The following is a 19,948-nucleotide window of genomic DNA, read 5'->3' on the forward strand; positions in this document are numbered from 1 at the left end:
GAGGCACGCGTTATCGTGCCCATTGTTACCTTCCGAGGTAGCAGCGCAGAAGCGGGAAACGGTTGCCAGACCTAGGGTTCCGCTTCTGCGCCTAACAGTTCTATTTACAGCACAACAAGGACGTGCTTCACCGCCGCACAACATGCGTGCACGGTGCGATCCGATTTATGACGCTGGCGTACAAGCCAGCAGATGGTTCCCCCGGTTACACGAGGACGAGTTCCCCCTCCTCCTCGCCGACCTCATCCGGGGTGAACCTGGACAGATAGGTCGACAGCTCCTCGGGTGTGCGACCCAGGTACGCGGCCAGCTCCCGCAACCCCGTCGGCGTCACCTCGACCACGCCGTTCACGCTGTCGGCGAAACGGTTCCGCGCCCACTGCGACAGCGGCCGGTAGTGGACGTTCCTGTCCTCCAGCAACTTCCGCAGGTCCACCCGCAGCACCAGGTTCTGCAAGGACAGGCGAGCACGCTGCAACGCCTGCCCCACCAGCACCGACGCAGGCACCCGCAACCCCTCGGCCAGCTCCACCAGCCGCAGCACGGTCATGTGCCGCGACCCATGCTCGTAGGCCAGCAACGTCCGATCACCGATCTCCGACGGCAACCGCCTCACGAACCGCGCCCGCGAACACCCCTGCGCCTCACGCGCCCGACGAAGCTCCTCCCCCAACGCCCGCGCGATCGCAGCAGCCGTCGCCTTGTCCGTCACGTTCAGACGATCCACGCCCGAACCAGACGTCACCGCCGACATCACTCACCACCCCACACAGGCTTCATCGTCCACACTGGGATCAAGACGATGCTCAATCTCCCGAGCACGCCGGATCTCCATCACCGCGCACTGCGTCGCTTCCTGCCGGTGCACACTGTCGACCTTCGCCGCCCGCGCGTAGACCTCCGCACTGCCGCGATGGAACGCGGCCCACACCAACGGGTCCGCATCCCACCCCGGCCGCCGCTCCCACAACACCTCGTGCGCCTCAGCCAACGTCCGTGGCAATCGATCAACTTGCATCGGCCACACCACCCGCCAGCCCCGAACTCTCCGGCTCCACTCCGCGATCCGGATGCTGATCAAGGAACATCTGCCCCTTGGCAAGCAGCTCCCGACCGAGTTCGAGCACCGCCTGTGGACGCTTGAACCACAGATGCACCGTCGAGGACTCCCCGGTCACCGACGTGTGCCCGGCCCCGATCTGCACCTCCAACCGGTCGTCCGGACCCTCTGCCACCGTCACCCGCATACGCGGCGAGGTCATCTCCACATAGATGTCCAGCCCCAGGCCGTGTGTCACCGCGGCCTCCGCAGGTGCGCGCTCAGGTCCCCGGCCTGCCACTCCATCGCTTCCGCAGCCGTCAACAGCACAGCCCGAAGCCACCACTCACCCACGGGCACCACGTCTGCCATCCGACGCCACGTCACCGCCAGCCGGGCCGAGGAGTGCGCCAGCACTTGCTCCTTGCCGACATCCCCCGCGTCCATCTGCAACGACGCGGCCAGGTAATCCCGGTACACGTCCTCCCAGACACGCAACATCGCCACAGGCACCAGATCCGCGCCGTTCATCTCCGCCGCCTCCCGGCCGGACGTGACTGGGGGCTGACCCGCCGCCAGCACCGACACCGATGCCAACTCGGCGGTCATCTCCCCTTGGCCACGTCCGGCACGCATCTCGTGCTTCACGCGGCCTTGTCCGCCGTGTTCGATCCAGCCGACTTGCCTGCCGACCGACCACTGCCGGACCCCACTGCCCGGAAGCCGGTGGCCCGGAACACGTAGGACAGGTACTTGAACTCCCCGTTGCCAGCCACGCGCGGCTCCGCCGTCAGCCCCTCCAGCTCGATCGGCCGCATCCCCGGAATGACCTCCGAGGTCGTCGGCACCGGCTGGACCTCCGCGAGCAACGTCACCTCGAACGACGCCCGCTTCGCCTTCTCCTCGTCCGGATCGGTGACCATGACCTTCCACTGCCGCAGCCCGGTCACCTCGTCGGTGTGCTGACGTACCGGGCGGTTCCGCGCACGGTCCTCCCGCGACTGGAACTCCGTGTCCGGCTGCACCTCGCCCACCATCACCAGGCCACGCGGAAACGCCTCTGAGAACTCAATGGGGAACCTGTGACCCCTGCTGATCGCCATCTGTTCGTAGTCCTTCGTCTCGCGCTCGCAGGCGACGTGCGATCACCTGCCCCTGCCGTGCGCTGTTCACAACCAGGTGAGACCATCGTATACGTAGCTTCGTATACGCACAAGGTCTGCGTATACGAAGCCTGCTACGCTTCGACGGACGCCCAGCTCAACGCCAACTTCCGAAGGGGTCAGAACCAATGACGCAGCCTGCCTACGTCTCGATCGCAGGCAAGTACGCGCGGCGGATCAGGAGCGGAGAGCTGCCGCCGCGAACGCAGCTACCGAGCTACGCCGAGATCGCCAAGGAAGAGGGCGTCTCGGACATCGTCGTTCGCAAGGTCATCGAGCTACTGCGGAGCCAGGGGCTTGTTCGCCCAGTCCGGCGACGGGGCATCTTCGTGGCGGACCGCCCGAACCTGGTCCGCCTGTCGCCTGAACGCCAGCTCCAAGACCCGGAGGTCACGTTCGGCACCGAGTCGGAACGCAAGATCGAAGTCGACCGCGAGGAAGAGCGGGTCAGCGCCACCGAGGAGCTTGCGGAGACCCTGGGCGTCGCGCCAGGCGACGAGATCAAGCTCGTGGTCACGCGCGTGGCCGAGAGCGGCCGGCCGATCTCGATCTCTGACACCTACCAGCCGCTGGACGCGCCCGACCTCTCGGAAGCGACCGACCTGGAGGAGACACTGTCCGACCAATTGCCGTCCCCGGTCCACGCCGAGTGGCTGCACACGACGCCGGGCGACCTGGTGAGGTCAGTCCGCCAGCACTTCATCAGCGGTGAGGGCCGAGTCATCATGGCGTCTCACGTGTCGTACCCGATGGACCGCTACGACGCGTTCGTGTTCCGCATGAAGCTGACCCGCGAGTCTTGACCACCGGGTGGCGCACGAACTGTCTGGGCTGAATCTGAGCACATCGGATTCAGCCCAGACCTCTTCAGCGCCGAACCCAGCCTTGCGCCACGTCCAGCAGGTTCCACCATGCGACAAAGCCGGGGTCTTCGGACTCCAACTCCCATCCGGCAGATAGAGCGTCGAAGAAGGCATCGTCGCCCGTCATCCCACCCTTGGGCTGCCCAATGAAGATCAGCCGAGAGCCTCCTGCCTCCTCGAACGACCGCAGGACCTCCGAAGCCATCGTGTTGCCCCAACCTGGCGGCCAGCACAGGAAGAGCACCGCGTCGCCGTAGCCCTCCTTGTTGGCCTCGAACTCCTCCAGGTCACCCACGTGATGCCAGACGACATCCGCCTGCCCCGCGGCTCGCGAGAACGACGCGTTCTCCGCCTTGTCCGGCGGCTCGAAGTCGTAGGCAGCGACGTTGACTCCACTCTTAGCCAACTGTTCAGCCCAGTAGCCGCGCCCCGCCCCGTGCTCAACGAGCTGATGACCGGCGCAGAAGCCTGACACCCATTCGATGGTTTGCGGCGACGGGATCGCGTACGCGTAGATCTCCTGAAGCGCCATTTGAGCGTAGGCGAGTCGGCCGCTTCCCTCTGGATTTCCGCCATCAACCAGCTTGCGACCTTCACGTTCGCTCACGAACGGAGCAACGATATCCCAATACGGATTAGCGCTCACAGCACGACCGCCGGTCACATAGTGCACGAACCGTAAATCGAAGGCAGCGTCAACCTGCAGGTTCCCCGTACCTGGCAGGGTCGGCGCCATTTCGAGGTAATCACTCACCTTAGGAAACTCAGCACGAAGTCGCTCCTCGTCGTCCAACAGCGCAAGCAGCTCAGTACGACGTTCCGCAGTCAACGCAAGTTCGGCCACGCCTCCGATCCTTGCATCAGATCCGCGCGGGCACCACATCGACCAATCGGGTGAGACATAGTCATATCGTTAAGTGTCAATGAGTGCATCTGCCCACACTTCTGCATGTCGTAACCTCACGATCCAGCGCCCCAACCTGGACCACGGCGTTCGACCCCCGGACCATGGGAGGCACACGTCCGCCCGCGGACGTACTACCTCCGGGACCGCGAAGTCAGCAGAGAGAGATATGTCCCACATGCCTGAAGCACTGCCGATGCACTCAGTGAGCGTTGCTGGCGTGGTGATTGACAGCGACGAACGTATCCTCGCCATCCGCCGCCGGGACAACGATCATTGGCAGATACCCGGCGGCATACTCGAAGTCGACGAGTCGTTCGAGGAAGGCGTCCGCCGCGAGATCATGGAGGAAACCGGCGTCGCCGTCACGGTCCAACGGCTGACAGGCGTCTACAAGAACATGAGCAGCGCCGTCGTGGCCCTTGTGTTCCAATGCTCCCCAATCAACGGACAACCGGCACCTACGGCGGAAACCGTCGAAGCCTGCTGGCTCACGCCTGACGAAGTCGACGAGCGTATGGTCCCGGCATTCGCTATCCGCGTACAAGACGCATTCAGCAGCGACGTCCGAACGCGAACTCACGACGGCGTCGACCTCAACACCACCTGATTTCACCGCAAAATAACATCAAGTAGTTGAGAATTAATGAATACCCATTATCCTACGTCTCCACCTGCTCTACGCTCCAACTCTTGAGCTCCAGCTGCTATATAGCTCGACAAATGTGCACTGATCGGCTCCATAATAGGACCCAGCAGGTCAAGTATCACCTGCGAATCTCTCGCAGTGAGTTCCACGGGCGGCGTTCGCAGGCGAGCACTCCAGTGGATCTTATCCGGGAAGGACTCTAACTGCTCGACAAGTTCGGAAAATCCCACGCCGGTGCGCAGCGGCGCGACCCGATCTATACTCAACCTGCAAGTATAGGAGAACGATCTGAAGCCAAGGGTAATTGGATCGCTCAAAGTAGGGGCATTCTCAATAGTCGCCATCCCGATCACACGGCTTCGATCGCGGTCAGGGTTACCGAAACATCCGCGTGCCGTGTATATAAATAGGCCGTCTCCCTCGCGTATGCCTTCAAGCTGCCGGCGTCGCTTTTCTGGAAATGCCATACGCTTGTTGTCAAGGACCCATGCGAGCGAGTGAGCGTCACTAATGACAGCTAGAAAATACTTCCTGCATGCGGCTTGAGGCTCACGATCTGCCATGTTGGATAAGCCTTGCTCGTCACGATGTATACGGACCAAGGAAGCGTTCACCGTCAAAATGGATCATATGCGTGGGCGCGTCAGCGCACCACACCTCGGTCTCCCATGCGATCTTGTCCAAGAACTTGCGCATCTCAGTCCGCGTGGGAAAGCAGGTCACAAAGACGAGGCCCGCCGAGCTGCCCGCGAATAGCGTCTGTAGCTCACCGTGACGTTTGGCGTCCACCGGCCCGTGACTCTTTACCGCTTCGAGCAATACAAGCCAGTTCTTGTCGCGAAGATAAACGACAAGATCAGGCATCTTTCCGTGGTCGTCTACAACAATTCCTAGTTCTTCGAGCGTCTTCTTTTCGACATGCTTCCACTTGTCACCTGCATCGCCAACGTAGAGAACCTCGCCGCCGGGCGTAAAGAGTTGACAGAAGTCATTAATCATAGACTTCAGCAGTGGGTTCTGGCCACCAGGGCTGATATTCGCCTCCCGCCCGTCTGGGAGCTTCAGAGGTATCCGAACCATTTCTCTTTCGGCGGCGTATAGTTGTTGTAGTCCAGGAAGTTCAGTTAGATACTTTTCCAAAAGTTCGCCAAAGCCATCTGTCCTGTATGCCTTGAGTACTGTTAATGCGCGGTCAGTGAGCTGATAGCACCATTTAGGAGAATTGATAGGTCGATCCGGTTGATCAGGGTTTTGAACCACCAAATGAGCGTCGGCGAATTGATGAAGCGTCTGGCGGCGGATCGTCTCCCTAGTGTTTGGCTTGTAGTCTCGGCCATGGTGCTGCCTAAGAAAGTCCATTATCTCGACAGTTCGCAGCAATGGGTTAGTAGCCTCTTTCCACGGCTGCCCCGGTCGCAGCTGCGCCAACGCAAGCAATACTAGTGCCGACCGCTCGTTGCTGCGTTCGGCATCGAAGTTGAGCTCGGTCAGCAGTTCCCGAGCCTCCGTGACTATCGACGGCTGAGTGTTCTTCAAATCGTCCCCCGGTGTATTAGCAGCATGCTCGTCGAGCACGTATGTCTGGACTAGTTCGTCGATCTGGTCCTGATCCGGCCACTCTTCAACGTCGATTGCGCGCCCCAAGCTAATCAATGTAGCACGATCAGGATATCGCATGTTGCGAAGATCAGTTGCATTTACCTGCGTGTGGCCACTGAACTGGCGGAAGTAGAGATCAAGCGTTGAAGAACTAAGCCACGCCGACAGACCTGCTGCGAGACAAGGATCAATCCCCTCGTTTCCCCAATGAAATACATTGAGGTGATTCTCGAACCCAACAGCAGCGGCGGCAGCTACGTCTTCTGGCCTACAGACGCACGACACGACCCGCCTGGTCTCTTCCTTAGAGCTGAGGCGTTTGACTAGAACATAAGTACCGACAGGAAGTAGCAGTTTCTGGGATCCACTGGCGTGGACTATGGCGTTTGGTTTGCGAGCCCCCTCCAAAGGCCACGATATGCGGCCCCTTCGGAAGTGGTGCGGATAGATGAGAGGAACAGTAGTATTATCAGGGTCGGAGCGAAGGTACTCCGTTGCCCGAAAGTCAACTACTCGCCCAGTTGACACTTGCAACTCAAGATCACTTAGCGTGGCCGGTAGTCTAGATACAATTTGGTTAATTGCATCATCGTCTACATCGGTGGGTATGCGAATGAACTGTTCCGGATCATCTGGTTGGACGAGATCCTGATAAGGAATCGGACGCTCATGTGGCACATCGACATATCCACGCGCCGTGGATATGGTCACCTTGTCAGGAGTTGCACCACGAGTTGCACTGAATATAAGCGTCTCCTGCAGGACGAGGGAGTCTCCGAATAGAGTCCCACGTTCATTGAAAACTGCGACACGCTCTACGCCAACTTCGCGTAGAAGTTCACGTCTAAAGCTCCGAAAATATGTCCCATTACAAAAGCTTCGGGGTGTGATCGCAACAAGCTGTCCACCCTTAGTCAAGAGCCGACTGCCCAAAGCAAGGAATGCGGCATAAACGTTTGGGACATCTATGCCGAGCATCGACAGATAACGGCGTACCGCCGAGCCGCGTTGCACTTTGCCGTATGGAGGGTTCTGTATAACGATATCGAATTGTCGATGCTCATCTGGGTTGTCCAGACTTCCAAGAACACAGGAGGTTGCCCAAGAAACGAAGTCGGCCGCAATAACCTCGTAAGTTAGCTCTATTCCAACCGAAGCAGCAGCTTGCCGACAGGCCGCCAGAGTCGCATGAAGCGGTTCGAGTAATGCTTCGTCTACCTCGACGGCTGTGATCGCGATCGGCAGGTCTGGTCGCTCGCGGAGCACACGCGCAACCATGGCCGCCGCTAGCACGCCGACACCAGCCCCCGGATCGAGTATTGTGAGCGTTCCGGTCTGGCGCTCCAAGTCTGGTTGCGCCGCGATGCGTACTGCCACTTCACGAGGGGTGAAGACCTGGCCGAGCTGGCGCTTGTTAGCGGCAGATACCAGCCCACCCACTCGTGTCCTGCGGGTCTCTACCTCAGCCAGCAGTTCGTCCAACGGTCCTGCACCATCATCACCGGTCAACACCGGAACAGCCTAGCTGTGGCGCAGCGCTACTCGGGTAGCGACACCGACAGTGGCTGCTTGCGGTTCGCAACCGAAGCAGACTGAGACTGTGACGGCTTGTACGCAGGCGTTCACTGAGGGTTGTAATGGCGCGAACGGGCTACCGGAACATCGTGCTAATTGACGCACATCCCGCAGCTGATCCGCAGGCCTGCGACAGCAAGGGCCCGGCGGATCTGATCATGAAAACGGAGTTCACGGGCGCGCGTGGACGACCCTTCATGACATGTCGTCGTGACACCTCTGCGGAACTTGGCTCTAGGGGATCAAGGCGGCGCGCAAGCGCGCCGCACGGGCGGACGGCCTGCCGCTCCGCTCACGGCCGCCGCCCGCCCCCCGACAAGCGACGCCACCCAGCACCCCCGAGCCATGGCACCAGCGACTCACCACGGCCGTCCCCTCGAACCGCCCGGTGATCCTTTAACACCGGCCCGCCGCCATCAAGGGCGCTCCTTCGTCGCGTCGCTCCGCGATGGGCTACGCCCACCCTTGACACCGACGACCCGGCGCTAACCAACGGCCAGTGCGAAGGAACAGACCCGCACAGCACCCGACCTCACAGGAGCACAGGCCATGCGACACGCCGTCAGCCCCAACCAGCTCGTCCTCTGGCCCCACCACACCCTCAACCCGGCATGGGCACCGACCGGCATCGTGGAGCCACCGCAGCAGGATGACGCGACCAGGCCGGAAGGCCACAGCGGCGGGACTGGACAGGACGAGGCGAACCGCGGACCTGCGCCCGCTCCAGAGCGTCCAGCGATCTCGGCTCTCACCTGTGCAGGTGGAGTGTGTGCCCAGGCCCGGCGCGGTCGGCGAGCCCTCACGGCTGCTCGGACGGCACGCTGGGGCGCAGGACTTACTGACCTTGCATGACAGGTGTCTGAACCTGCCCGCTCCCCGGTTTCTCCCCAAGGACGGCCGATCCGGCGTGTATCCGCAGGCCAGAACTTAGATGCCGGATCCGTTCAAAACCCGTCCAGTGTGCGTTCGAATCGCACCGGGGGCACGTACAGGTTGCACACAGGCTTTGACCTGCGGATTCACCGCACGTGGTCGCCTGTGTGGGCATCTTTTCCTCCATGGTCTGGCCGATCTCGGCGACGTTGATCACGTCGTCGGCCGGCAGGGTGACTTTCAGGGTTGCTTCGTTGGTGGCGTAGTGCACGTGGACCACGAGTTGCGTCAGTTCGAACAAGCGGTCGAGTAGCTCGGCGGGCGCTCGGTGCAGGTTGAGGGTGAGGTGCGGAAGCGCGTCGAGGAGATCGAGTTGCTCGGCGCTCGGCCGCTCGGGCTCGGCGGCGTCCTGGCTGTCCAGTTCCGCGATCGAGGTGAGCAGGGCTTGTCGTTCGGTCGCCAGGTCGTTGTAGCGCTGGCGGAGCCCTTGCACGAAGGGGTCTGAAGGATCGGCGTCCTCGGCTTGCCGCAGGACGTTGTCTTGCTTGCGTGCCGTGTCCGCCAGCTTGCGCTGCAAGCGTTGACGCTGCTCCTCCCGCTTCCGGCGGGCGCTGTCGTCGACTTCGTCCAGATCGGCCAGGAACAGCTCACGCCGACCGGGTCCGAAGACACGCTCGGCGAAGAACCTGCTGACCTCGGTCATGATGAGGTCCTCGCGCATGTAGATCGTCGCCGGATGTCCCGCGTACTTGTCCGGGCGGCCGCGGTTGTTGTTCTCGGGGTGGCACCGGTAGTAGGTCGTGTTGTGCCGAGGGTTACCGATCATGCGGCGGCCGCAATCACACCGGACGCGCCCCCGGAACCGGTAGGTGCGCTTGGCCCGCGGGTCCTTCTTCAACCCGGCGCCGTCGCGAGATCCCTGCTTCGCCTCGCCCGTCGTCTGTATGGCGTCGAACAGCCATTTCGGGATCAACGGCTCGTGGGCGGCCTCGACGGACCACACCCACATCTCGGGCGGGTTGCGCCGGTTGCGGCCGCCGCGACTGCGGCGTGCGCGGCGGTTGTACACCTGGTAGCCGGTGTACTTCGGGTTCTTCAGGATCTCGGCGACGCTGGATTTCGACCACGCGCCCCTTGCCCGCGTCTTGCCGGGCGGTTCGGGGGGTGGGTACTTCTCCAGATCCTCGTTGAGTCGTTCGGCGATGGTGTCGCAGCCGAGTTTGAGGTGGTAGCGCCACTTGGCCATCAAGGTGACCGTCTCGCCCCTCAGCCCGTCGGGCTCGAGCCGGGTCTTGGTCAGTCCCTTCTCGGCCTTGGCGGGGTTGGGGTGGCGGATCTTCTTCGCCTTGTACCCGTAGCACGGCTTGCCGATGTTGTAGCCCTCGCGCACGTGGGTGCAGGTGCCACCCCAGGACAGCTCCAGCATGTTGAGGACTTCGTACTCGGCCACCGACTGGTTGATCCGCCGCTGCAGGATCTGCTGCGCCCGGCCACCGGAGAGCATGATCGGCTCGTTCGAGGCGAACACCGGCACCTCGGCGCGCTCCAGCTCGCGCTCGACCGACAGGCTCTCGTACATCTTGCGCGCGGTACGCGACATCGACTCGCAGATCACCACGTCGAAACGGCGATCCGGGCGCTTCGCCTCGGCCAGCAAGTCGGCGATGCCGCCGTCACGGGCGATCGGGATGTCGAACCGCTCGTAGCCGGTGCCCTGGCCACGCATCTCGAGTTCCATGCGGCCGGACTCGACGTCGTAGAAGTGGCACACGATCACCCACGACTCGGGCAGCGCGACCTTCGACCGCTCCAGCTGCCGCAACAGCGACTGCCGCGGATCCTGGTGCTCCTCGGTCGACGTCCGCCCCACCCAGGCGACCCGCACCTCCTTCGCGTGCAGCGCCAGCGGGAGACCGAACGGCGAGACCGCCAGGTCGCTCAACCCCGACCGGGCGAACCGGGACGCCATCGCCGGCGAGGGCGGGTTCGAGTCATTGACGGTCATGCAGCCCGCCTCGTCTCTCCGTGACGCTCGTCATCGCTGATGTTCATGTCGTCGCACGCCCAGAGGAGGAGCTCCCGGACCACGCTGGCGAGTTCCTTGCAGAGCCACTCGCCTTCGGCGCCATCCACCCAGCGGACGTTGGTGGTGAATGGCCAGTCCGCCTGGCTGTGGTTGCGCCCGTCGCGGCCACCAGGTGGAAACGGAATGACCTTCGCGACGTCAGGTTCGATGGCCGCCGCGTCGGCTGGCTCGTGGGGACGTTCGGAGGAGTTCACGGTGAGCCACCTCCGGCCCTCCGACACTTCCTGCCGCCCACCGTCAGCGAGCCGAAGAGTGAGCGGTTCCCAGCCGTTGAGGTCATGGTCTCCCCCTCCCAAGCTCTCACAAAGTAACCCTTGACGTAGTCAGGTGCAACTTGACTGAGTCAAGCGAAGCCTGACCTACGCGATACACGTCCGGAACACGCCGGACGATGACGCCTTCCGACACGGGCCATCGGGAAGACTGACCCGCGACTTGCTCGGCGCGAGGGCGACGCGAGACGAAGCGCAGGAAGGTGCGAAGTGCTGATCCGGTGGCGGCTGCGACAGGTGATGGCATCCCGTGAGGTGTGGACGGCCAAAGACCTGCGCGAACTGCTCGCTCGCCGCGGCGGCCTCGAACTGTCAAAGCAGTCGATTTCGGTCTTGGTCAACAAACAACCGGTCCAGGTCAAGGTCGAGACCTTGCAAGCCCTGTGCACCGCACTGAAATGCACCCCGAACGAACTGTTCGGCATCGACACACCCCAGGAAACATCGCTCGCCGACAACCCGGACAGCGACGACGAGCAGGGCGATCGCTGACCGCGCCGCCGCTGTTGGGTACACGGCTTCACGCAGCCCTCGCCAACCTCACCGGGCCGCTCTCTGCCGCTGCGGCCTCAAGCCCGAGCATCTCTTGGATCCGGCGATACCAGCCGAGCGCGAAGCGCAGACAGTTCGATTCGGTGCGATGGCTTGGCGTGCAACCAGGTACGTATCGACCGCGCCTGCTCCATGACATCGAGTCCGAACTGGACAACGTCTCCGCGTAGTGGCTCAGACCCACGAGCTTGACACCGAAGCCGTGCAACGACAGGTTGCGCGATGCGAAGACGCGCATGATCCGTTCGACGACCGCCTTGTGCTGCCGACGACACACCGTCCCGACGCCCACAAGCGGTTCGGCTTCCAGACCGATACCTGCCTGTTCATAAAGATCGGCGCAGCGCTCGTAATCGGCGATGGTCCAGCCCTGAAGAACTGGCAGAAAGGGTAGGTCAGGCGCGAGTTCACGGAGCTCGAGAAGGTTGCGGACAGTTCGTCGTTGGTGTTCGCGGACCGTCAAGCCTGTCCGTCTCAGGACGCTCTGTTCGCACATCCAGTCCTGCGGTGCGGCCCAGTCCAAGTTGCCGATCTCCTCGGCATACCGGCGAACCGCTGCGACATAGGTGCCAGGGTCGCTGCGCCATCCGCCGTGCAGGGACAGTTCAGTGAACCCGCCCGAGTCCAGCGCCCACCGGCCGGTTGCCCGTGGGAGCGTGCGGCGGCCGACGAGGCGCCGGTGCGAGACCAGCAGCGGCACGCCGAGACCACGCGCCAGCCACGCGGGCTGGTGCGTGCCGAGGTAAAACCTCATCGCCGCGCCACCGCTCGACGGTGTCCAAAGTGCAGCGCGACCAAGGCCAGCCCCGTGGCCGCTGCCTTGCCTGCGACCTGCCCGGGCACGGGGGCGAAGCTGCCGAAGGCAAGCGGGACGAACAGCAAGCTGTCGGTCACGAGCCCAGCCACGTTCGACACCGCGACGGCGATCAAACGGTGGCGGTGACGCAGCCACGTGTAGACCAGCGTGTCGACGAGCTCGGAGACTGTGAACGCCGCGACGCTCGCGACAGCCACCCCTGGGGATGCGAGCACAGCAGATAGCCCCGCCCCAACCGCCATGTCGACCGCCACCCAGCGCGTACCCATGGCGTCGTGGATCACGTCCCTGGCGGTCAGCGTCATTCCGGCGAACAAGGTGCCTGCCGGTATCAGCAGCCCAGCAACAGCGAACACCGACCAGTGGACCGAGGCGACGTTGGCCGCAACGACGGAAAGCAGGTATCCGGCCAGCGCCATCGATCCCGGCATCAGCGTCCGGTATCGACCCCCCTGAGCCCCGGGCACCGCCCTGGCCCCGCCTCCCACACCCGTCGCCAGGGAGCTCATGCCGCGATCTCCCCCGCCACAGCATCGGTGACTGGCACCCCGGAACGACACGACCAGGGCGAGCAACCATCCGGATCGCCGTCCTCCTCCCGCACCAAGTCAGCCGCGAACCGCCGCGGGGATACGTCGGGGTCGACCTGGTCCAGGGGCTGACAGGAGCGGTGGAGAAAGTACTCACGGCGCGGACCTTGGCTAGAGACGAGCGGGTGGCCGTGCCGAATAGCGCGGTCGAATCCAACGGCTTCCGCCCACCCGTCCGGGTCGTGGTCTCTGATCCAGCGCCACCCTGCGTTGCGGTGAAACGGACAACCAACACAAGCGGACTTCACCGTCTCCGCGAAGCCGCGGTCCCGGAGGTAGTCGACGCAGCGGGCTCGGTCGAAACCGAGGTCGAGAAGCGGGAAGACGTTGCGCAGGAACCGCACGCCGGAGTCGCGGACGCGGCCGATCTCGTCGGTGCTGATACCGATGGCCTGCTCGGCGTACACCCCGGACGGCACCCTGCGCGGGTGCGGATACCCGAGCAGCTCCCGCGCGGCCTTCTTCAACGGGACGATCTTGTACTCGCTGGTGCACTGGCGGCGGGCGAGTCCCTTGCTCCCGTCCGGATTGCGGGTATGCAGGGGCATGGAGATGAAGCGGTGGCGCGGGTCGAGCGCGTCGGCACGGATGTTCCCGGCCGAGACGCGCCGGACAGGGATGCCGTGCTTCTCGGCGTGCACGGTCAGCCGGTCGAGGTTGGCGTAGACCGCGCGCGGCTCCCAACCGGTGTCGGCGAACAAGGCCACGTCGAACCGTGGGATGGTTCCTTCGCAGGCCAGCAGCAGCACGGCCGTGCTCTGCACTCCGGCACCGATCGACAGCAACCGCAATGCGGGTCGATCAGCGTTCGGGGATGTGTTGGAACCGGGTGCGGCCGAGGTAGTCATGCGGCTACCTCCTGCCCGCAGTGGGACAGCTGATCGAGGTGCAGAAGGGCGGCAAGATCAGCCAACAGGACTGACACCGCATGGGTGGCCTGTTGGGGAACTACTCCATTCCCCAGCGCACGCAACTGAGCAGTGCGCGGGAGCGAGAGGTCGGTGACCCATCCTTCAGGGAGCCCCATGAGGTGCTCGACGAACCGGGGAGCGAGCACCGGCCGTCCATGCTTCCCCGGCTGGGTTGGGTATGGAACAGGCCGCCTGGCCACCCGCTCCCAGCGACGAACCGCCGCCTCATAGACACCCCAATTCGCACGGGGTGCCGGTGACGTCGAACCCGGACGGTTGCCGAAGTCGACAGGCACGCCGTTGATGTCGGAAACGACTCTGAGATGCCCTCTACTTCGTTCGTCCAGTGATCGGCCAAGCGGCTGTCGACTGGTTGCGACGGAGCCCTCGTGGGTGCTCTGACGTCCCCCTACGTGCTGCGGTGCGGCGGACGACTCGTCGTCCCGCTGGTCGCCCTGGGCGGCAAGGGGGTCGGCTAGGTCTGATCGGCCAGCGGCAGCACCTGTTGCGACAACGGCGGCCGGAAACCCTTCCCTGCCTTGCGACCCTCGGTGCCGCTGTCGGTCGCGCGAGGCGTGGGCAGGAGCCGTACAGAATCGGTCAGAGTCATACAGCCGACCGGGGTTGGACGCCCCGATCTGAGCACCGTCTGGATCGCGGCGGAACGCGAGTCGGCAGCCGTGGGCGTCGGCATTAGCGGTGCTTCGTCGGGCAGGGGCGATCCGTCGATCTGAGCATGACGGCTGTTGTTCGGCGCATCCGCGACAGTCACTGCGGCAAGAAACCAGGACGGTGATGTGACGTAGGCATGCACGACGTCGTGCAAGTTGACCTGGTGCCCCTGAGCGCGTCGCCTGACTGGGTCCGCCGGGCCGCGGTTGTCGCCGTCGCGCGCCTGTGGTGTCGGCAGCATCCGGTCGAGTGGCGGCGCGGTTCCAGGCGAGCAGGAACACGCGTTCACGGCGGTGTGCTGCGCCGATGTCCGCGGCGCGGACGCTACGCCAGAGCGCGTCATACCCTGCTTCGGCCAGGTCGCCGAGTACACGGTGGAGACCTCCGCCTTTCCAGCGAAGCGCGGCGACGTTCTCCACGACGACGAGCGCCGGTCGTAGTACGCGAACGCCCGCCACGATGTCGGTCCACAAGCCACTGCGGGTGCCTTTCTCGATACCCGCGCGCCGCCCGGCGGCGGAGATGTCCTGACAAGGAAATCCGGCGACGACAACATCTACAGGCTCGACGGCGGTCCAGTCGATGGCGCGAAGGTCGCCGTGGTTGGGGATGTCAGGCATCCGCGCCTCGAGAATCTGTCTGATGTGCGGATCGGGGTCAGCCACCCACGCAATCCGGCCGCCGCCGAGGGCACCGAGCACGCCGAGGTCGAGACCGCCATAGCCCGTACACAAAGAGCCGATGACCGGTCCGTGCTCCAGGTCGAGATGCGGGTGGCAGTCACACAGGGAGGGCATGGGCACCTCCCGCTGCGGGCCGAGGTTGGGCGCGTTGGAAGGTGCGCTCGTCGATGAGCGGCTCGTGCGCTCGTGGCTGGGACGTGATCCATTGCTCGACTGGCGCCGGACGGCCGGAGACGGTGCGCGCCCAGAATTGGCGGCCGACGTACTTCGGGTTGGTGACGACGCGCCGGATAGCCTTGGCTGTCCACCTTCCGTTAGGCAGGGAAGTCGGGTACTGGCGCGGGTCAGCATTGAGCCGTGCGGCGATCGCCGTGAAGCTCAGGTCGTGGTCGGCGCGCCAGGTGAAGATCTGCTTGACGACCGTCGCGGTGGGCCAGTCCGGGACGAGGACGGTGCGGAGCTTGCTGTGCCCGGTCGGGTCGGTGACGCGGATGCGCAGGGCTCGGTATCCGTAGGGCGGTGGGCCGATCTGGTAGCCGGCGCGAACGATTTCGGCCATGGCCTGGCGGGCGCGGCGGGTGGTCTCGGCGTGGTGCGCGGCAAGCACGGCCCACTGGATGCGGTTGCCGTAGCTGTCGACGAACTCGGCAGGGTTGTCGCTCGCGACGCCTTCCGCCATGGCGTTGTTCGTCGCGGTCTGCGGCGTGCCGAATAGGCGCGTCCAGACGGCGGACCAGGACCACCGCCTTGGGTTGGTCGACACCGTGGGCGTGGTGGTGCAATGGTGTCGCGCGGCAGCGCGGAGTGCGGTGCGCTTGCGTCGGAACTCGGGGTGCCAGCCGCAGTCGCGGCAGTACAGGCGGGTGGTCATGCCGCTCGCCTCCCGCCTTGGTGCTCGACGCGTGCGGCGGTTAGCCGCATGACGTTCGCGCCGGTGGGCGATGGGAGGTCGGCGACCGCTTCCGCGGCGAGTTCGGCGTCGTGGGCGAGTTGGAAGACGAGCACCTCGTGGTGTGCGGTGAGTGTGGTCGGCCTGCCGGCGGCGCGTGCTGCGGCGCGACGTTCGGCGAGTGATGCATGGCTGACCAGCCGGCTGCCGCGCAGTCCGGCGGTCAGCGCGATGCACCGGTCGACCGGTGCCAGTCCGGCCGAGATTCCGGCCGCGATCAGTGGGGTGGTCACGTCGACCAGGGAGCCGTCCGGGTGTCGGCGGGGTCGTGCGACGACGACGAGGTGCCCGCCTGGGCGCAGCAGCGGTTCGCAGTAGTGAAACGTCGTGGCGAGTTCGGCGATGGCGGCTTCGACCGGATCGCGGTCCGGGCCGGGGCGCAGGGCGGTCAGGACGAGTCCGACTCGCCCGACCAAAGCTGCGGCACGGTTGGTCGCGAGTGCCTTCGACCGGGCGTCGAGGACCGATCCGTCGCCGTGGCCGCCTGCTGTCTTGGCGGCTGTGACGTTGGCGCGTGCGAGTGTCCACCATCGGTTGTGTGCGGTCAGTCCGAGCGTGTGTCGACCTGCGCGCAGTGCCTCGGTGAGCACGGTTCCGGCGCCGCAGTCCAGATCGAGCACGAGGTCGCCGGGACGGGTGTAGGTGGTGATCGCGTGGGCGGCGACGGCGGGAGGGATCCGGTCGAGGTCGATGTCTGTGCCGGGCACGTAGCCGGCGTCGCGTAGTTGCTCGAGGGGGTCGCGCTGGCCGGTCGGCCAGACCGACAGCAGCGATGTGGGCCCATCAGTCATCCGAGGTCTCCCTCGCCGTCGGCGGCCACTGCGGGGGTCGGTCGGCGGGCGAACACCAAGAGGTCGTCGTGCACCTGTGTGTGCCGGACCGGTGTCGCGATCGGACCCACGAGAGGCTTCGGGCGAGGGCTCCTCACCGTCGTGGCGACCGCGAGCGCGCCGTCGCGTACCGGCACGCGCAGTAGTGCGATGCGATCGAGGTAGCGCAGTCCGGCGTGGTGTGCGGCATGCACCAGGGAGCTGGCCGGGTCCGTGAGACGCCCATGAGAATGGTCACTGCGAGTGATGACAGCGAGGGTGCCGTTCGAGGTGAGCAGGTCGCCCCAGTCGGTCGGATGGAACCAGTCGAGGACGGGCGGTTCAGCGGCAGTGATGACGAGGTCGTAGCGGTCCGGATCGAAGCCGGTCGCGGTCGAGTCCGGTCCAGGACGGCGGTGCGCGGTCGGCGCGTCGGGCCAGTCGGCGGTCGGGCTGGTGGTGTTCGGTCGGAGTCCGGACTCGGACTCAGCAGGCCTGTCGCCGGAACGTTCGCCGATGGGGTCTGCGGGCGCGACGGCGGTGTGTGTTTGGACGCCGCGTCCGAGTCGGACCACGGTCCAACCGGCTTCGCGCAGTCCGGCATATGGGCCGGGACGGGCTGGACTTCGGCGTGAGGTTGTCGACCTCGAGGTGGGCGGTTCGAGGTAGGGCGCGGGGTCGAGCAGGAGCACTCGCTGACCGGGTTGGGTGTAGGTGGTGACGATCTTGACGACGGCGGTCAACAGCCAGGTGACGAGCAGACCGGTGCCTTCGCGGTGGTCGTCTTGAGCACAGGGCCAGACGGTGCTCGGGCGGGCGGGCCGATGGTGACGCAAGGCCAGGCGCAGTGGGCGTCGGCGCGGCGTTCGCCGCCTCGGTGCGAGCGGGATGGGGCCGGTCGAAGGAGCGGCGGCGCGATGCTCCTGGGGGCCGCCTCGGGGGGTGTCGTTTCCGTGTTTCGGGGCCATCGCGGGTCTCCTCCGGCGGATGGGTGCTGCGCGTTCTGACGCCCCTTAACTCCGTATTCAGGCCCCGCTTTGGACAACACGGCAGCAACTTTCGCGATTTTGCGCTTGCCCGATATCAACCCAACCCTGATCACATCCGAGTGATCCCTGAAGACGTTATTTGCCGGGCACCACGAGACCCCAGGAACGATCTTGATGGCTGCACGGCACACAGCCCCCCCTACTAGCCACGAACCAAAGACCAACTATATCTCCAGGTCAGCGGCACTAACTCGACCGACGGGTGCGCCGCCCCGGGTCCATTTAGTTGATCTTGTTAGACGCGCACGCGGGACGAACTAGTCGATTTCTAGTAACCGCCCAGCGTTTGCTAGTCGCCGCTTAGCAATGGTCTGGTATTTCCGTGGTATCGGTCACTGCTTCATGGAGTCGATGTTGTTCGCATCGACACCACGGAGCACGACATGAACGCCTTGGATATCGCGCGGGACACGTTCACCTGGCTGGTCACCGGGCCGCATCCGGTGTCGCTGAACGGCCGTCACTTCGAGGGCCTTCCCAACCGGCAGATCCCCCTCGACGAGGTCCGTGACCGGCTGCTCGCGCGCCGGTGTCCGCAGGCGACGAGGGACGCGGTGTGGGCGCATCTGGTGCTGCGCGCACGTACCGAAGGAGCGACGTGGACGGTCGCCGCGGTCGGGGTCGCACTGCCCGCACTGACGTCCGTCGCGGCCACGCTGTCAGCTCGGTTCGCAGGTGATCCGGCCGATGTGCACGCCGAGGTTCTGCGCGGTTTCCTGGCCGCGCTGCCGACGATCGATCTGCGCCGACCGCGGATCATGCTGCGGCTCCGGTGGGCTGCGTACCGGTCGGGATACGACGCGCTCGCGGAGGCGTTGGCGAGTCCGACTCCGGTCGCGCCAGGGTTCCGATCGACCCCGCCGCACACGCCGTGGGGCCATCCGGATCTCGTTCTCGCCCGCGCTGTCGCGGACCGGGTCCTGACCCCGACCGAGGCCGCGCTGATCGGTGCGACCCGGCTGGAGGACGTGTCGGTCGCGGACTGGGCCGTGCAGCACCAGACCGGTGAGTGGGCGGTCTACAAGACGCGCAAACGGGCCGAGCGCCGGCTCGTGGAGTACCTGCGCGATGGCGCCGCCGAGTCCGATCCGTTGACCGATCGGGTCGTCACGTCGATGGCTTTGGCGCACTCAGCCACGAGCGCCGACACACCACCTCGGTCACCGTCCGTATCCACGACCGAGGTCGAACCGGCGCCGAAAGTTCGGCGCCGGGTGTCCAAGACGGACGCGAATTCCGGAGTTCAGGGCTGCGGGGACAACCCGCGCTCAGCCCGATCTTCGGAGGTGCCGCGATGCGCGTGATCGATCGAATCTCCACCACCGCGAGCGGGCCGCGAGGCGGCGGTCTCGACGGCCAACTGCGGTCGCCCGCCGGTGCTTTCCGGGTATGCAAGCCGGGCTGCCGTGAGGCCACCGAGCGGACAAGTGCTCCGACCAATGGCCGGAGGAACAGGCCTTGGTTCCGCGCGGCGCTGGTCGTCGAACTGGCGGTCCTGGGACTGCTGGCCTCGGCGTCGGCCGCGTACGCCGACCCGATGGTTGTCGCCCTCGCGGAGTCGCTGTCCGACGTTCTGACCAACGTCCGCAACTGGATCATGGGCATCCTCGCGGGGCTCGCGACGGTGTTCCTGACCGTCGGTGGCGTCCGGTACGTGATGGGCGGCGGCGAACCCGGCGAGGTCGAGAAGGCCAAAACCGCGTTCAAGTCCGCAGGGTGGGGCTACGGCCTGGCGGCGCTGGCGCCCGTGATCGTGGAGATTCTCAAAGGGATCGTGGGGGCCTGACCGATGGCCGCCAGCACCCTCCCGGAGGTTCGCCCATGCCTTCAGCCGGGCACGACCGACGGCGCCGACCGGCCGCCGACTGGACGGCCGCGGCGGTGGCACGCGGG

21 protein-coding genes and 1 pseudogene are annotated in these 19,948 nt (G+C 64.9%); 5 read left to right on the top strand and 17 right to left on the bottom strand.

The genetic code is table 11. The features are described from left to right. Positions 1 to 205: 205 nt before the first annotated feature. The 5 genes from ACYQ77_RS22435 to ACYQ77_RS22455 form a co-directional block, all read right to left on the bottom strand. Positions 206 to 550: a hypothetical protein gene (locus tag ACYQ77_RS22435; RefSeq protein ID WP_459714337.1), complete on the bottom strand. Its 345-nt coding sequence runs from the start codon at positions 548 to 550 to the stop codon at positions 206 to 208. 207 nt (positions 551 to 757) lie between these two features. Next, on the bottom strand, positions 758 to 1,018 hold the full coding sequence (locus ACYQ77_RS22440) for an AMED_5909 family protein (protein ID WP_459714339.1): 261 nt from the start codon (positions 1,016 to 1,018) through the stop codon (positions 758 to 760). Next, positions 1,008 to 1,298: a hypothetical protein gene (locus ACYQ77_RS22445; protein ID WP_459714342.1), complete on the bottom strand. Its 291-nt coding sequence runs from the start codon at positions 1,296 to 1,298 to the stop codon at positions 1,008 to 1,010. The genes ACYQ77_RS22440 and ACYQ77_RS22445 overlap by 11 nt, the downstream gene beginning before the upstream one ends. Further along, positions 1,295 to 1,687, bottom strand: a complete 393-nt coding sequence (locus ACYQ77_RS22450; RefSeq protein WP_459714344.1) for a hypothetical protein — start codon at positions 1,685 to 1,687, stop codon at positions 1,295 to 1,297. Before ACYQ77_RS22450 ends, ACYQ77_RS22445 begins: the two co-directional genes overlap by 4 nt. Further along, entirely contained in the window at positions 1,684 to 2,142 is a 459-nt protein-coding gene (locus ACYQ77_RS22455; RefSeq protein ID WP_459714347.1) for a hypothetical protein, read from the bottom strand. The genes ACYQ77_RS22450 and ACYQ77_RS22455 overlap by 4 nt, the downstream gene beginning before the upstream one ends. Positions 2,143 to 2,330: 188 nt before the next feature. On the opposite strand from ACYQ77_RS22455, the gene ACYQ77_RS22460 reads away from it, so the two are divergent. Then, positions 2,331 to 3,005, top strand: a complete 675-nt coding sequence (locus ACYQ77_RS22460; RefSeq protein WP_459714349.1) for a GntR family transcriptional regulator — start codon at positions 2,331 to 2,333, stop codon at positions 3,003 to 3,005. Positions 3,006 to 3,069: 64 nt separating this feature from the next. Here the strand turns inward: ACYQ77_RS22460 and ACYQ77_RS22465 are convergent, their stop codons facing one another. After that, on the bottom strand, positions 3,070 to 3,909 hold the full coding sequence (locus ACYQ77_RS22465; RefSeq protein WP_459714350.1) for a methyltransferase domain-containing protein: 840 nt from the start codon (positions 3,907 to 3,909) through the stop codon (positions 3,070 to 3,072). A 238-nt stretch (positions 3,910 to 4,147) separates the two neighbouring features. Between ACYQ77_RS22465 and ACYQ77_RS22470 the strand changes: the two genes are divergently transcribed. Beyond that, positions 4,148 to 4,579, top strand: coding sequence for an NUDIX hydrolase (locus ACYQ77_RS22470; RefSeq protein ID WP_459714352.1), 432 nt, complete (start codon positions 4,148 to 4,150; stop codon positions 4,577 to 4,579). 621 nt (positions 4,580 to 5,200) lie between these two features. Here the strand turns inward: ACYQ77_RS22470 and ACYQ77_RS22475 are convergent. The 3 genes from ACYQ77_RS22475 to ACYQ77_RS22485 all read right to left on the bottom strand — a co-directional run bounded on the left by ACYQ77_RS22475 (position 5,201) and on the right by ACYQ77_RS22485 (position 10,945). Further along, positions 5,201 to 7,729: a BsuBI/PstI family type II restriction endonuclease gene (locus tag ACYQ77_RS22475; protein WP_459714355.1), complete on the bottom strand. Its 2,529-nt coding sequence runs from the start codon at positions 7,727 to 7,729 to the stop codon at positions 5,201 to 5,203. Positions 7,730 to 8,627: 898 nt separating this feature from the next. Next, entirely contained in the window at positions 8,628 to 10,670 is a 2,043-nt protein-coding gene (locus tag ACYQ77_RS22480) for a recombinase family protein (protein WP_459714357.1), read from the bottom strand. Then, positions 10,667 to 10,945: a hypothetical protein gene (locus tag ACYQ77_RS22485; RefSeq protein ID WP_459714359.1), complete on the bottom strand. Its 279-nt coding sequence runs from the start codon at positions 10,943 to 10,945 to the stop codon at positions 10,667 to 10,669. The genes ACYQ77_RS22480 and ACYQ77_RS22485 overlap by 4 nt, the downstream gene beginning before the upstream one ends. A 288-nt stretch (positions 10,946 to 11,233) precedes the next feature. Between ACYQ77_RS22485 and ACYQ77_RS22490 the strand changes: the two genes are divergently transcribed. Then, the gene (locus tag ACYQ77_RS22490; protein WP_459714361.1) at positions 11,234 to 11,515 is read left to right on the top strand and encodes a helix-turn-helix domain-containing protein; all 282 of its coding nucleotides are present in this window, start codon (positions 11,234 to 11,236) and stop codon (positions 11,513 to 11,515) included. Positions 11,516 to 11,543: 28 nt separating this feature from the next. On the opposite strand, the gene ACYQ77_RS22495 is transcribed toward ACYQ77_RS22490, so the two are convergent. The 8 genes and pseudogenes from ACYQ77_RS22495 to ACYQ77_RS22530 all read right to left on the bottom strand — a co-directional run bounded on the left by ACYQ77_RS22495 (position 11,544) and on the right by ACYQ77_RS22530 (position 17,581). Continuing rightward, on the bottom strand, positions 11,544 to 12,329 hold the full coding sequence (locus ACYQ77_RS22495) for a deazapurine DNA modification protein DpdA family protein (RefSeq protein ID WP_459714362.1): 786 nt from the start codon (positions 12,327 to 12,329) through the stop codon (positions 11,544 to 11,546). Next, the gene (locus tag ACYQ77_RS22500) at positions 12,326 to 12,823 is read right to left on the bottom strand and encodes a VUT family protein (RefSeq protein ID WP_459714363.1); all 498 of its coding nucleotides are present in this window, start codon (positions 12,821 to 12,823) and stop codon (positions 12,326 to 12,328) included. Before ACYQ77_RS22500 ends, ACYQ77_RS22495 begins: the two co-directional genes overlap by 4 nt. 74 nt (positions 12,824 to 12,897) lie before the next feature. Then, positions 12,898 to 13,830, bottom strand: a complete 933-nt coding sequence (locus ACYQ77_RS22505; RefSeq protein ID WP_459714366.1) for a hypothetical protein — start codon at positions 13,828 to 13,830, stop codon at positions 12,898 to 12,900. 538 nt (positions 13,831 to 14,368) lie between these two features. Continuing rightward, on the bottom strand, positions 14,369 to 14,719 hold the full coding sequence (locus tag ACYQ77_RS22510) for a hypothetical protein (RefSeq protein ID WP_459714916.1): 351 nt from the start codon (positions 14,717 to 14,719) through the stop codon (positions 14,369 to 14,371). Between the two features lie 163 nt (positions 14,720 to 14,882). Continuing rightward, positions 14,883 to 15,362: pseudogene (locus tag ACYQ77_RS22515) on the bottom strand (DNA cytosine methyltransferase); the annotation flags it as partial. Beyond that, on the bottom strand, positions 15,346 to 16,119 hold the full coding sequence (locus ACYQ77_RS22520; protein WP_459714368.1) for a recombinase family protein: 774 nt from the start codon (positions 16,117 to 16,119) through the stop codon (positions 15,346 to 15,348). The gene ACYQ77_RS22520 and the pseudogene ACYQ77_RS22515, both read right to left, overlap by 17 nt. Further along, entirely contained in the window at positions 16,116 to 16,988 is an 873-nt protein-coding gene (locus ACYQ77_RS22525) for a DNA methyltransferase (RefSeq protein ID WP_459714370.1), read from the bottom strand. Before ACYQ77_RS22525 ends, ACYQ77_RS22520 begins: the two co-directional genes overlap by 4 nt. Beyond that, entirely contained in the window at positions 16,985 to 17,581 is a 597-nt protein-coding gene (locus ACYQ77_RS22530; RefSeq protein WP_459714372.1) for a hypothetical protein, read from the bottom strand. The genes ACYQ77_RS22525 and ACYQ77_RS22530 overlap by 4 nt, the downstream gene beginning before the upstream one ends. 917 nt (positions 17,582 to 18,498) lie before the next feature. Between ACYQ77_RS22530 and ACYQ77_RS22535 the strand changes: the two genes are divergently transcribed. Next, positions 18,499 to 19,359: a hypothetical protein gene (locus ACYQ77_RS22535; RefSeq protein ID WP_459714374.1), complete on the top strand. Its 861-nt coding sequence runs from the start codon at positions 18,499 to 18,501 to the stop codon at positions 19,357 to 19,359. Continuing rightward, positions 19,350 to 19,841 carry a pilin gene (locus tag ACYQ77_RS22540; protein ID WP_459714376.1) on the top strand — a complete coding sequence of 164 codons (492 nt, stop codon included), beginning with the start codon at positions 19,350 to 19,352 and terminating at the stop codon, positions 19,839 to 19,841. The genes ACYQ77_RS22535 and ACYQ77_RS22540 overlap by 10 nt, the downstream gene beginning before the upstream one ends. Positions 19,842 to 19,948 lie beyond the last annotated feature (107 nt).

This window comes from Actinophytocola sp. KF-1, assembly GCF_054661535.1.